Source organism: Mesobacillus sp. (genome assembly GCF_057785455.1).
In genome coordinates this window covers 21,184-33,530 of the sequence record NZ_JBYNSB010000027.1, presented here as the reverse complement: position 1 = coordinate 33,530, position 12,347 = coordinate 21,184, and the positions used below count along the sequence as shown (strand labels likewise).

15 protein-coding genes are annotated in these 12,347 nt (G+C 42.2%); 2 read left to right on the top strand and 13 right to left on the bottom strand.

All coding sequences use genetic code 11. The features are described 5' to 3' along the window. The 4 genes from AC3EBE_RS10545 to AC3EBE_RS10530 form a co-directional block, all read right to left on the bottom strand. Window positions 1-675, bottom strand: a complete 675-nt coding sequence (locus AC3EBE_RS10545) for a sigma-70 family RNA polymerase sigma factor (protein WP_488594990.1) — start codon at window positions 673-675, stop codon at window positions 1-3. A 335-nt stretch (window positions 676-1,010) separates the two neighbouring features. Continuing rightward, a complete protein-coding gene (locus AC3EBE_RS10540) occupies window positions 1,011-1,685 on the bottom strand; it encodes a hypothetical protein (RefSeq protein ID WP_488594989.1) in 675 nt (224 codons plus the stop codon). Between the two features lie 217 nt (window positions 1,686-1,902). Next, window positions 1,903-2,265: a YunG family protein gene (locus AC3EBE_RS10535; protein WP_488594988.1), complete on the bottom strand. Its 363-nt coding sequence runs from the start codon at window positions 2,263-2,265 to the stop codon at window positions 1,903-1,905. A 21-nt stretch (window positions 2,266-2,286) separates the two neighbouring features. Further along, window positions 2,287-3,192, bottom strand: a complete 906-nt coding sequence (locus tag AC3EBE_RS10530; protein WP_488594987.1) for a DMT family transporter — start codon at window positions 3,190-3,192, stop codon at window positions 2,287-2,289. A gap of 396 nt (window positions 3,193-3,588) precedes the next feature. On the opposite strand from AC3EBE_RS10530, the gene AC3EBE_RS10525 reads away from it, so the two are divergent. Both AC3EBE_RS10525 and AC3EBE_RS10520 read left to right on the top strand, forming a co-directional pair. Continuing rightward, window positions 3,589-5,835 carry a molybdopterin oxidoreductase family protein gene (locus tag AC3EBE_RS10525; RefSeq protein ID WP_488594986.1) on the top strand — a complete coding sequence of 749 codons (2,247 nt, stop codon included), beginning with the start codon at window positions 3,589-3,591 and terminating at the stop codon, window positions 5,833-5,835. Next, a complete protein-coding gene (locus tag AC3EBE_RS10520) occupies window positions 5,832-6,233 on the top strand; it encodes a hypothetical protein (protein WP_488594985.1) in 402 nt (133 codons plus the stop codon). Before AC3EBE_RS10525 ends, AC3EBE_RS10520 begins: the two co-directional genes overlap by 4 nt. Before the next feature lie 62 nt (window positions 6,234-6,295). Here the strand turns inward: AC3EBE_RS10520 and AC3EBE_RS10515 are convergent, their stop codons facing one another. From AC3EBE_RS10515 to AC3EBE_RS10475, 9 genes are all read right to left on the bottom strand, one after another. Continuing rightward, window positions 6,296-6,595 (bottom strand): hypothetical protein, encoded by a 300-nt coding sequence (locus AC3EBE_RS10515; protein WP_488594984.1) that lies wholly within the window; start codon window positions 6,593-6,595, stop codon window positions 6,296-6,298. 140 nt (window positions 6,596-6,735) lie between these two features. Then, window positions 6,736-7,221, bottom strand: coding sequence for a GNAT family N-acetyltransferase (locus tag AC3EBE_RS10510; RefSeq protein WP_488594983.1), 486 nt, complete (start codon window positions 7,219-7,221; stop codon window positions 6,736-6,738). Between the two features lie 18 nt (window positions 7,222-7,239). After that, window positions 7,240-7,620 (bottom strand): NUDIX hydrolase, encoded by a 381-nt coding sequence (locus tag AC3EBE_RS10505; RefSeq protein WP_488594982.1) that lies wholly within the window; start codon window positions 7,618-7,620, stop codon window positions 7,240-7,242. After that, complete coding sequence (locus AC3EBE_RS10500; protein WP_488594981.1) at window positions 7,617-8,093, bottom strand: GNAT family N-acetyltransferase; 477 nt, start codon at window positions 8,091-8,093, stop codon at window positions 7,617-7,619. The genes AC3EBE_RS10505 and AC3EBE_RS10500 overlap by 4 nt, the downstream gene beginning before the upstream one ends. Window positions 8,094-8,518: 425 nt before the next feature. Continuing rightward, the gene (locus AC3EBE_RS10495; protein ID WP_488594980.1) at window positions 8,519-8,860 is read right to left on the bottom strand and encodes a YolD-like family protein; all 342 of its coding nucleotides are present in this window, start codon (window positions 8,858-8,860) and stop codon (window positions 8,519-8,521) included. Window positions 8,861-9,014: 154 nt separating this feature from the next. Further along, window positions 9,015-9,383, bottom strand: coding sequence for a hypothetical protein (locus tag AC3EBE_RS10490; protein ID WP_488594979.1), 369 nt, complete (start codon window positions 9,381-9,383; stop codon window positions 9,015-9,017). Window positions 9,384-9,973: 590 nt separating this feature from the next. Then, window positions 9,974-10,231 carry a DUF1450 domain-containing protein gene (locus AC3EBE_RS10485; RefSeq protein WP_488594978.1) on the bottom strand — a complete coding sequence of 86 codons (258 nt, stop codon included), beginning with the start codon at window positions 10,229-10,231 and terminating at the stop codon, window positions 9,974-9,976. A gap of 228 nt (window positions 10,232-10,459) precedes the next feature. Next, window positions 10,460-11,440, bottom strand: a complete 981-nt coding sequence (locus tag AC3EBE_RS10480) for a DUF2705 family protein (protein WP_488594977.1) — start codon at window positions 11,438-11,440, stop codon at window positions 10,460-10,462. Next, entirely contained in the window at window positions 11,433-12,344 is a 912-nt protein-coding gene (locus tag AC3EBE_RS10475) for an ABC transporter ATP-binding protein (RefSeq protein ID WP_488594976.1), read from the bottom strand. The genes AC3EBE_RS10480 and AC3EBE_RS10475 overlap by 8 nt, the downstream gene beginning before the upstream one ends. Window positions 12,345-12,347 lie beyond the last annotated feature (3 nt).

Sequence of the window (12,347 nt, the reverse complement as noted above, 5' to 3'; positions counted from 1 at the left end):
CTATGCAGCCATTTTTAAAGAGAGAGTAGCGTTTGAATGCAAAGCCATTGCCGGCTTTGACGACGGAGCAAGCGAAGGAAACTCATGTATCTTTTCAATCAGGACGGATGGATCCTGGGCCTGGAGCGATTCAATCAGCAAGCTGGAGAGCTGGTGCTCCTCGGCTGTCTGAATTGAAGCGGCCTCTTGGGAGTCTCCTTTTTCAACCTTTTTCTTTGCCCTGTGCAGCGAACCCTTTACTGCCACTTCAGTCATTCCGAGAATCCCGGCAATTTCTGCAGACTGGAATCGAAATGCCTCCTTCAGGATAAAGACAACTGCCTGCTTTGGCGTCATTTTTCCCATTACCAGCTCGACTGTCTCGAATACACTGCTTTGAGAAAGAGCTCCTTCGTTCGAGGTAAGATCTTCTGGAATTCCCGGAGTTTCCCGCTTCCTTTTCCGGATCGTATCCACCCAGTGATGGTAGGCAATTTTCTTCAGCAATGCGGCATTGATTTTTGATTTCTCGTAATGCTTGATTGCCTTTACAATCGCATCCTGGAAAAGATCATCCCCATCCCATTTATTCTGTGTCAGGAACTGGCAATATTGCTGCAGTCGCGGATAGAATTGTTTAAAATTCCCTATATCACTTTTCTCGTCTTCGGCCAGCAAAACCTTGTTGGTCGGCATTCTGTTCACTCCTTTGAACCTCTCTGCCCCTATAACGGATGAGAAGCAGAAAAAGATACGCTACATTATAATTTTTATTGAAATAAATCTTTATCCTTTTTATCAAGCCTTCTGGATATATGTATGAAGCCATAAATAGTAATTGCCGTAATCGTCCAGCTTAATATCTCCCTGATTACCAAGCCGTTATCAAATGCCTCATTACCATATTCTATGATCAGGCAGGCTTTTACGAAAGACAATTGGAAAAATTAAATAAAAGACGAGATCTGCTAATAAAATTGTTCTGTATCTTCGTTCACTTCCTTCAGTATTGGCAGTATTCATTTTTATTACTAACTCGTCTTATTCTTGAAAATGTAAACTGCCAATACACCAATCAGTAAAACAGCACCCCATATAACTAGAACAAAATGAAATTTGTTATCAGTCGATTCGAAGCGGTCAGGATAAATCTCCAGTAAATATTGTTGAATTATTCTCTCAGCATTATTTTTCGAAATGCCTTCATTCAAGTCTATCCCATTCATTTCAAAAACTTTTGCGGTTCCAGAGCCCAGTGGACGGAAAGCTTCTCCTTCTGCAGAATAGGCAAAAGCCAACCCGAATTGCCTGTTATATATAAATGCTTCTCCCTGCTTCAATGCTGCCAATTCATTTGGCAAATCGCGTGAGTATCCCATCTCGGCAATTTCATATCGCCCCTTTGATGGTTCCCAGACAAGCAGTTCACCATTAATAATTCCATTTTGGTAAAACGGTGCCATCCACTGTCTGCTCGGTTCAACAGTTAAATTCATTTTGTTATCGATGATCAGCTGATTCACTGCGATAATCCTGCCTACAGATAACTCATAATCCCCTTTTATTGCTGAGGATAGAAATTCTTCATAATTTTCCTGTACCGTTTTTTCAACCTCATGAGGAACGTAGTCCGTTACCTCAAACTCGTCAATGCCCATAAGCAAAAGTGAAACCATCAAAGTCAGCACAAACAAGGTTTTAATCATCAAAACGGCTCCTTTTTACATTATGGGCATAGCAATTCCTTCAGCCATCCGCCTTTTTTGGAAAAAGCACTTTACTCTTGTATGCTTGAAATCCTGACTCCCTTGCAAAAATCCGATTTCTTTTGGCTCCATTCGATATAATATCCAGAATGAATCCACGAGGAGTGAATTCTGCATTTTTCGATAAAGGCGCTTTTCTATCTCTGGCTGTAAATCATCAATTATCTTTAAGACGGTTATTGACCTCTTCCCTTAAGTACCGCAGCTGCTCGAGGTTTGTATCCAATAAGGCTTCTTCTCGATTAGAGGGCAAGCCTTCGTATTCAATCTCTTCTTCAAATTGTGTTTCGGTAAAATCTATACGGTCCCCACCTATAACATTATAAAAATGCCATGAGTCTCCAATTCTCGTTTTCCTGATTCCACCGCCCAATAACTCCTGGACAACCAGCGCTGTTACACCGCATTGTCCCTTTGCTGGATTATCAGCAGTCCACTTACTGCTCGATTTTATCGACCATGATTTCCATAATGCTATTCTTACTCTCTCTACCTGGTTCCTTTTTGCAGTTTCACTCAATCTTTAAAACTCCCCTGTCTATTACCTGCTTTTCTCCAAAACTGCTAATTTTCCTTTTCCAAATGTCCAGTTCACCAGGAATATTCCCAAGAAGATCAGTGAGCCTCCCGCATAGACATGCCAGTTGACGACTTCGTCAAGCAACAGCCAGCCTGTCAGCACACCGAAAAATGGGGCAAGAAACAAAAAAGCACTTGTTTTTCCGGGATCTCCTTCATTTATCAAATAAAACCAGATGGCGAATTGAACAATTGAAGCCATGATTGCCAGCCATAAAATAATCGCGACTGATACTGGGGTTATCATTAGCATTGGTGTTTCCAGCAAAACACTCATTATCAATAAAATAATGCCGCCAAAAAGCATCTGGTAAGCGGTTAACACCCAAACATTTAACATGCTTCCCCATAGCTTGATCAGGATTGTACCGATCGACCATGAAACCGCTGCTCCAAGACCAAGAAGAGTTCCTGTCGTCAGTTGGAGATGGAAGCCCAGAGTCACAAAAACGCCGATAAAGCCTACGATGGCCCCAACCCATTGTAAAACACGGTAGCGGATTCCAAGTGATAGTGTACCAAGGACTACAACCATCAATGGGTTGCTAAAAGTTAGGATGGAAGATTCTCCTGCTGTGATTGTACGCAAACTGAGAAAAATGCACCCCATAACCCCAGCAGTCTGGAACAAACCAATGGCAAAAACCTTTGACCAGCTGGACATTCCCTTTGGGAGCGGCTTGTTCCGGACAAATACAGACATGATGAGACCGGCAAGTGTAAAACGAAGGCCTACCAGCAATAGGGGGGACACATATGCTAAACCAATTTTTCCTACGGTAAAAGAAGAACCCATCAAAAAGGTGGTAGCGATAACGAGAACTGCAAAAAATCCTGGATTTAAATGTTTCTTTTCTAAAGTATCCATCGAAAACCTCCCCCCTCTTAAAGGTGTTGCTATGTCAATATTCTTCCCTTGTAAAAAATATCCTTTATTTTTCTATCCTTTTCTTCCAATACCCCTTCTTCTAGAATTCTTTCCTGAGTCATATAAATAATTAATTTGTTTTCGAAGGAGTGGAAGGTTCGTGGATAATTATATCCTGCCAAAGTTACCCTTTTACCAACAGATTTCGCCTCCTTTTCGGCCTGAAACAGGAATGCCGCCAGAGCTTTTACCTGTATATGCTGCCCAGACTCCGCAAGCACCGCCTTTTCTGCCTTACCGAAGACTCAGCACGTTTCCAAATTATCCATCCTACAACCAGATGAGGCATATGCTTCTTCCAGATAACCTATTGTTACATAAAGGGAGGTAAATCCAATGGCATGGGATCACTCTCGGGAAGATATCAATGTATATTCACAGGGAGAAGTTGAGAAATGGGTGTATTCCACCTGCAACATTTGTTCAAATGGCTGCGGCTGTTATATCGCTGTTAAGGATAATAAAATTGTCGGGATTAAAGGCAACAAAGAATATCCTGTCAATCGCGGAAGGCTCGGGCCAAAAGGAGAAAATCAGTGGTGGGCAAACAATAGCATTGACCGCCTTACTGCTCCTTTAATCCGCAATAATAACGGTCTGCTCGTTGAGGCAACATGGGAGGATGCCTATTCCCTGCTCACCGAAAAGGTGAAGGAACAGCTAAAGAAAGCTGGTCCAAAAAGCATCGGCTTCTACCACACCGGCCAGGCTTTTCTAGAAGAATACTACACGATCGCTAAAATAATGAGGGCCGGGATAAGAACTCATAATGTTGACGCCAATACCCGGCTTTGCACTGCTACGGCAGAATGGTCTCTGATCCAGAGTTTTGGGTCAGACGGTCCCCCTGCCTGCATGGAGGACGTCGACCTGGCAGATGTCATTGTATTCATTGGACGCAACTCCAATGAGACAAACACTGTGTTATGGGAACGGACCCTTCAAGCAAAAAAACGAAATGGTTCTATCATCATTGAAATTGATCCCCGTCTAGATTTGAGTTCACGAATGGCAGATTTAAGCTTACGGCCAAGACCCGGAACAAATGTAGCCTTGCTCAATGGAATTCTCTATCTAATTATCAAAAACGGCTGGCATGATCCCGATTATATTTCATCTCATGCCATAGGCTATCAAGAACTATATGACTCTGTCCAACACTATATTCCAGAGACAGTGGAGAATATAACAGGAGTCCCTGCAGAGGATCTACTTAAATGCGCAAAAATGATTGGAACGTCGGAAAAGGTCCTGACCATTCTGCTTCAAGGTGTCTACCAGAGCATGGATGCAGCAGCTGCATCTTCGCTTGTGAACTCAATGCATGTGATTATGGGTAAAATCGGAAAGCCTGGCTCAGGACCTTTCCAGCATGCCGGCCAGCCAAGCGCGATGTCCAACAGGGAAACAGGTGGATCTGGTTTTTATCCAGGATATCGCAATAGCGATAATCCTAAGCATTTAAAGGAAATTGCAGACTTATGGAAGGTGCCGCCCGAATCTCTTCCTGTCGGTCCTGAAACCCATGTTATGCAAATGCTGGACCTTATCGAACAGGGTACTATCCAGATGTTCTGGGTTATGTATACAAATCCGGCTGTTTCCCTGCCGAATCGGAAGCGGTTCATTGATCTGATGAAAAAGGTGTTCCTGGTGGTGCAGGATCCCTTCTTAAGTGAAACAGCTGAATTTGCAGATCTTGTCCTGCCGACTGCAATGTGGGGCGAGAAAGAAGGAACAATGACCAACCTTGAACGGCGGGTGAATGTTTTGCGAAAAGCAGTCGAACCCCCTTTACAGCTGCCCTCGGATTTTGAAATCCTTCTTGAGTTCTCAAAGAGAATGGCATTTAAAGACTCGGAAGGCAACCCATTAATACAATTCAGTACTACTGAGGAAGCTTTTAATGAATGGCGTACGGTCTCAAGAGGCAGACCTTGCGATATGTCTGGAATGACTTATGCAAAAATGGAGGAACTCGGGGGAATACAGTGGCCGTGCAACGAAGAGTTCCCCAATGGCAAGGCACGTCTATATACCGATGGCGTTTTTAACACTCAGCTGGAGTATGCGGAATCATACGGCCGCGATATGCTGACTGGAAGAAGCAGGACCCGGGAGGAATTCAAACAGCTTGGGGCAGATGGCAAAGCCATTCTTTATGGTTTCCACTGGGCTCCGATGCCAGAGCATCCTGATGCTGAATATCCTTTTTTCCTGAATACCGGGAGGATTGTCTATCATTGGCATACCCGGACAAAAACAGGCAGAGCACCATTGCTTCAGATGAATGCCCCAGAAGGATACGCAGAAATCCATCCGGCTGATGCAGCCGCTCTTGAAATTGAACCAGGTGACATTGTTAAAATCAGCACAAAGAGAAATGAAATTTATGTTCCGGCACGTATTACTGATTCCGCTTTACAAGGAACAATCTTTATTCCATTTCATTTTGGTGGTTTGAATGAAAAGCAGGCTGCCAACGAACTGACAATTGATACATGGGATCAAGTTTCAAAACAGCCTCATTTTAAAAATGGTGCATGCAAAGTGGAGAAAATGTTCATGGGAGGCCATCTGTGATGAAGAGTTTTTTCCTATCTATTCAATCGGTAACTGTTGAATTGATCGACAAAGCAGAGGCATTACACCATCAAAGCATTGCATTCAATGCATTTTTGCATCGACTAATTGTTTTATTGGAAGAATTTCAGGAACAGGTTGCGGAGTCTTTATCTCTTATAGATGACCAAGTTAAATTACGGGAGACTCTATCAATCCTATACAGAAATGCTGATATGATAGCGGAAATGAATACTATGTTAAAGCGTACATCCCAGCAAAATTTCGATTTGGAGGTAAAAAGTATTCAGCAATCCTTGACCCAACTAGTTCCAGAGGTGGTCCGAAAATACGGAAAGTATGAAACCCTCTACATCATTACCCCTGGTTATCAACAGACATCCAGCCTTTGGAAATGATGATCAGTAACCTTTCCGGCTGAATAGAGAACCTGCAGGGGCTTTATAAGTCCCTGCCTCTATTAGCCTTGATTTCTGTAATACACCCTTCGGTTCCTGAACGCCAAAATTTGTGTTTTCAAAGAGGAATATACTCCAACAGCCGCATTTCCATAAAAGAAACCCATAAAGAAACCCGCCCAAAGATTATGAGGATGAGCGATAAAAATTGAGATGATCAGGCCAATCAAGTTTGCTACTGTAGGAACCCAAGGTTTCCTAATCTTGAATATTTTTTTCAAGAGTTCTGTTGCGATGATGACAAAGGGGACCGCAATAAGTGCATCCCAAAAATTCGTATGGATGATCGGAAATGCTTCCATTCCTTCACCTCATTCCAAGTTTGTGAACTTATATTTACATAAGAGTCCATAATTATAGATTGGCTGAAGCCCGGATTGTTTATTCTGCCAGTTCTGAAAAGGTTATCCACCCCCGTGAAAAAAGCTGCAAGACCTCAGGCTCACAGCTTCAATACCATTCTAACTGTCTTTAGGATATGACCATCAAAATCATCATCAAACTCGCTCACAATTTTAAATCCCTTTGCACGGTAAAATGTTGTTCCGATTTTATTATCTCTCTCGACATTTATGAATAATTCTCTAACATTATTAAGAGAGCGGACTCCCTCATTCAATAAGCCAGTTCCAATCCCCTTACCATGATACTCAGGATTTAGATATATCGCTGAGAGTTCTGCAGTCCCCTCTTCTTTTAACGGCGTGAAACTGGCAAAGCCGATTATTTTCCTGCCTGTCTCTGCAACTAGTATAAGAGAATTATTAAGCCGCCTCAGCATCATGCTGTCACTATAGGCAAAATTTAAGAAATTTTCCTGGATTTTGCCTGGAATGATCCCTTCATATGTAAAATTCCAGCTAGTTTTCGCCACATCCTGGACTTGTTTTATATCTTCTTCATTCATTTTCCTGATGACATACTCCACTTAATCAACCCCTGTAAATTACACATTCAATGTGATTTCCTTCTCATAAAAAAGTTTTAAAATTGGTGCGGTCACTTTGTCGAACTTTTCCTGGTCATGGAGTGGAATCCATGCAGCTTCTAGTAAATCGTCATTTGCCTTATTGTGCCTATCAAAGCCCAGTTGGCCGCCAATCACTTCCGCTACGAAGGTATATTTATTTTGTTGCGCTGACAGCAAGCCTTTTAGGCGCACATGATAGCCAGTTTCTTCTCTTACTTCCCGGATGCAGGCCTCTTCTGGACTCTCATCCTCTTCCATACCGCCGCCTGGAAAATTCCAGACGATCCGTCCACCGAAAACATATTGTTTTACCATCAATAAGTGTCCGTCACGAATGATCAATGCCTGAGATATCATCCCGCTATCTCATTGTTACAGTTTTCTTTTACAATAAAGTCCATGACTCTCTCATTCTCAAGCATTTCATCGGTTTCAACAAACCCCAGATTTTTATAAAATTGAATCGCTCCTTCATTTTCCGGAACGACAGAAAGGCGAACCCTCTGGCAGCCAGGGTGCTTCTCGATGATCATTTCAATGATTTTTTCCATGGCCAGCCTTCCATACCCTTTGCCCTGAAAATGTTCGCCAATCATAAACCTCGGCACCCAGTGCTGGTCGTAATACTCATTTTCCTGAATGTACTCTACCGCTGCCAGCCCAACTACTGTATCGCCTTCACAGATAGCGTACGGTGTGAACTTGGGATCGACATATGCCCAGGCAATCGTCGCCAAATTCCTTGCCACAAACTGCTTCTGATCTTCGGAAACCTCAAGCCTAGCGCAGTCCCGGATGTTTTCCTGTGTAACACGTTTAATTTCAATCATTTTATCAACACCCACTCTCTATATGGAAATAATTCGGGTAAAATGGGTGAATTCCCTGCCAGGTGGATAAATTTAGGTCATTCTTCAACTTATATTGATTTTTCTTCTTTTGGATGGTCTTAAGAATGCTTATTAGAACCATCTTGCCCGGATTTCTTCTCCCTGGATGGTCTTAAGGAAGCTCATTAGAACCACTCAGATCGGATTCTTCTCCTGGAGGATTTTAAGGAAGCTCACTGGAAGCTTCCTGCTCAGATTTTTTCTCACTGCAGGGTCTTAAGAACACTGCTTCATTAAACTTTTTTCATGGTATAGAATAAGCGCAGCAACATTTTTCCATTAAAAAAACCCGCTATCCAGCGGGACTATAATAAGACTGATGTATGTATTCTAATTGGTGCGTTCTCTGCAATATATATTAATCCCTATTTCTCTAGCACCTCGACACCGACAATATCATCAAATTTAATCGCCACCGCTGCTCCATCTGCTGTCACCATTCTTACCTCCTTCCGAATAGGATCAAGATAGTGGACATGGCCTTTTTCCTGGTAGGTGAATCCGTCTTCCCATTTTGAAACAACTATTTGATATGTAAACTCCATGGCCTCGCAAATGCGATTTTCGAACTCGGCGATTTGGTATTCATCGAGGATCGGCTTTGCCTGCCGCAATTCGTCGCGAGCCAGCTCCCATAAAAGCGCCCGGTGTTCCGGAGCAAAATGGGCAGGTAAAAACTTGATTTTCCCCCTGTCACGAATTCTCACTCCAATCCCTCCTTCCTAAATGATTTAATGTTATTATAACCCGAACACAGGTTCGTAACCTATAGTAAAATTTTTTTCATAAAAAAAACAGCTCCAGATCCTGTTTAAACAGGGTGGAGCTGTTTGGTGAGACAGATAAATTCTAGATGTCCTTCTATGCAATGACTTCATGATATTTGAAATAAGTCGACAGTTTTGACTCAACATGAGTTTTCCAATCATCCAAGGGAACGTTCAAATCTTTAAGCACTTTATAGGCATTCACCCAGGCGCTCATTTCAGCTGTAATCCGGTAGGACCAGTCATTCAGCCATTTATCATAATCAAGTTCGCCATTGACAAAATCAATTAAATGACCGATTTCATGTGCAAAAGCATAGATATTTTCTAAAGTCGTTGACAAAGGAATCGTGATCGACATATTAGGATTAAAATTGATTTTCTTCTTGGAGTCATATATCACTTTGCAGTTCAACTTTTCCGCCTCTTCTACTAAACGTAAAAAAGTGCCATATGTAACCATACCTTTTCCCCTTTTGATTAAATAGTTTTTCTCTCTATTATATATATTTTAGTAAAAAGGTATACCTATTTTACAAAATATTCTGATATTTTTTTAAAAAATAACCATGAATTTTACCTACCGACCAAACCTCCCGATGACATGTTTGCAGCAACTCAAATATTTTTCTAATTTAAAAACACTGGAATACTCTTATTTTCGACAAAAATTTTAATTTTTAAAGCGTCAGCTTCATTTTTTTTAATATAAGATAGCCAGAGTGAAAATAGTTATGCTAAATATAATGCCTTCACATTGGCGGCAGGTTGTATTTAGTTAAAAGGAATCAAATACAGATCTCAAAAGTAATCTGAACAAGAGGATCATAAGTCGGAAAGGCAGGATAATTAATTCCGGTATCCAAAACAGTACATCGAAAACAAAATCCCAAATATCATAAATCCCTTCATTCTTCTTCTTCCTTCTTTTTTCTGCTCGTTTTTCAACAAACATATTCATTCTCCTCATTTATCCAGTTTTCTTTAATAGTAATTACGACGCTCGGCAAAAAAAGTTTCAATAAAAGACACTTCATTTCAAGGATGAAGTGTCTAATCATGCTCTTTCATTTTTTTCAATAACTCAGCCGAACTTTCAGCAGCGATCATTTCCCCATTTACCACAGCATACGGTGACATACGGCATTCTTTGCACCTGCTTTGGCACTCATATTCCTGCACCGTAACGTTTTTTTGCCCCAGAAAATCCTGGTATGCTGCATGATCCTCTTCCTTCAGAAACTCCTGAAGATTTCGCTGGCAAAATTCAATCTTCACTTTTTTCTTTTTTGCAAATAGTTTTTGGAACATAGCCAACACCCTTTTAATTGAGCTAATTCAAGCGGGAAAAATATCATCTATATCAGAGCTTATCAATAAGGTTAAAACCCATAAAGCAAGGTCTATAACAATAGTCTTCTAAAAACTATACTTCTTTCAACACTAAGCATTATACCACTTCATCCAGAAGATATGTTCAGGTTTTTCCTTCCGGCAAGACAAAGAACGCAAGCTCCAAGGCAGAAGCTTGCGTTTCCACTAATATATATCCTGTTTGATAAAGACAGTGAACGAGACTGCCAATGCAGCAATTCCCCAGATTGTCAGGACTGCCAGAGAGAATCCCAATGTCATTCCTTCAATCGGGGGAGCCTGGCCAGAAAGATAGCCGGTCAGATTCAAGTTGATCATAAACAAGTATTTTGCCGATTCCCAGGAAGACACCATACTCGTCAAAATTGCACCTGAAATCAGGGCAGCGAGCATTACTCCCATTCCGGCGGGTGTATTCCTGATCAAAACAGATAGCATGAAGGTGATTGTCCCGACAATAATCGCGACAAACCAGACAAGGCTGAATTCCATCAACAGGTATTGCCATTGGGGAATCATCTGCACCGTGTTCGTGTTCAATTCGTTTCCTTCAGCAACAAATCCTGATATCACAGGAGCAGTCCAGCCCTGATAGCCAAAAATAAGTCCAGAAATCAGTCCGGACAACAATCCAAATAAAACAACTATGACCGAAACTGATAAAAGAAGAGTAATAAATTTACTCATTAGTACTTTCCAGCGTTTCACCGGCCTTGTGAGGAGTAACTTAACTGTTCCGGCACTTCGTTCGGACGACACAATGTCTGCTGCCACCACCATGATCATTAGCGGAATCAGCAAGTTGATTGAATGCTCAGCGAACATGCGCATGAACGTTGGTGCGCCGGGTTCCATCGGATTGATGTTTTTATCAAGGTAATACTGCTGCTGCTGGATGCGAAGCTGAAGCTCATTTTTCCATTCATCGGAAATCCCGCTGCTTGTGATCCTGTTCTGCGTGTCAATGATCTGCTGCTGAAGCGTCGTTCTCCAGTCTACATCACCAAAACGCTCCAGCCTCCGTTCAATCTCCCTGTATTGAGAGTAGGTGAACATCGCTACAAGTACAGCTATAATACCTGCAACTACAAGGATTCTTTTTTTGCGAACGATTTTCAGCATTTCATTTCGGACTAGGTTAATCAATCGATTCACCTCCGGTCAGTTCAAGGAACAGGTCCTCAAGGGCAGGCAGCTTCCTGTTCATTTCTTTTACCATGACATTCTGTTCTACCAAAGCCTTGTTCAATGTGGCAGTATCACTTTCATGGTATGGAGTGATTAGAGTCCCATCAGGCCCCTCTGTTACAGAGGTGAAACTCCCCAGAATATCCTTCGCTTTTTCCAGTGGTGCAGCCCGCCAGATGACCTTTTCCTGCAGTGCCAAAAGAGAATCGACTGTATCAACCTTGATAACGGTTCCCCTCGAAATAATCGCAACCCTGTCACACATAAGCTGGATTTCACTGAGCAGATGGCTTGAAACGAGTACCGTCAGCCCTTCTTCCTCTGCCAGGAACCGGATAAAGCTCCGCATCTCCCTGATTCCCATTGGGTCGAGCCCATTGGTAGGTTCATCAAGAATCAGTACCTTTGGCTTCCCAAGCAATGCCTGGGCAATTCCCAGTCTTTGCCTCATTCCAAGAGAATAGGTTTTTACCTGATCATGTATCCGCTCCTCGAGCCGGACAAGCTTCACGACCTCATCCATATACGAACGTTCCACATTCGGTATCATCCTGGCAAAGTGCTCGAGATTTTCCCACCCTGTCAAATACGAGTAAAGCTCGGGGTTTTCAACGATACATCCCATCTGTTCCATTGCCTTTGTAAAATTCTTTTCAACATTATAGCCGCAAATCTCAATTGTTCCAGCGGTAGGTCTAATCAGGCCAACCAGCATTCTGATCGTTGTCGTTTTGCCTGCGCCGTTGGGGCCGAGGAATCCGAAAACCTCTCCTCTTTTCAAATCGAAATCTAGTCCCTTGATGATTTCCTTCTTGCCTATCCTCTTTTTCAGCCCTTTGACCGAAAGTGTAATCTCACTCATCGT

Coding starts and splice junctions, on each gene's coding strand:
- AC3EBE_RS10545 (WP_488594990.1), bottom strand. CDS start 675: ATGCCGACCAACAAGGTTTTGCTGGCCGAAGACGAGAAAAGTGATATA.
- AC3EBE_RS10540 (WP_488594989.1), bottom strand. CDS start 1,685: ATGATTAAAACCTTGTTTGTGCTGACTTTGATGGTTTCACTTTTGCTT.
- AC3EBE_RS10530 (WP_488594987.1), bottom strand. CDS start 3,192: ATGGATACTTTAGAAAAGAAACATTTAAATCCAGGATTTTTTGCAGTT.
- AC3EBE_RS10525 (WP_488594986.1), top strand. CDS start 3,589: ATGGCATGGGATCACTCTCGGGAAGATATCAATGTATATTCACAGGGA.
- AC3EBE_RS10515 (WP_488594984.1), bottom strand. CDS start 6,595: ATGGAAGCATTTCCGATCATCCATACGAATTTTTGGGATGCACTTATT.
- AC3EBE_RS10505 (WP_488594982.1), bottom strand. CDS start 7,620: ATGATATCTCAGGCATTGATCATTCGTGACGGACACTTATTGATGGTA.
- AC3EBE_RS10500 (WP_488594981.1), bottom strand. CDS start 8,093: ATGATTGAAATTAAACGTGTTACACAGGAAAACATCCGGGACTGCGCT.
- AC3EBE_RS10490 (WP_488594979.1), bottom strand. CDS start 9,383: ATGGTTACATATGGCACTTTTTTACGTTTAGTAGAAGAGGCGGAAAAG.
- AC3EBE_RS10485 (WP_488594978.1), bottom strand. CDS start 10,231: ATGTTCCAAAAACTATTTGCAAAAAAGAAAAAAGTGAAGATTGAATTT.
- AC3EBE_RS10475 (WP_488594976.1), bottom strand. CDS start 12,344: ATGAGTGAGATTACACTTTCGGTCAAAGGGCTGAAAAAGAGGATAGGC.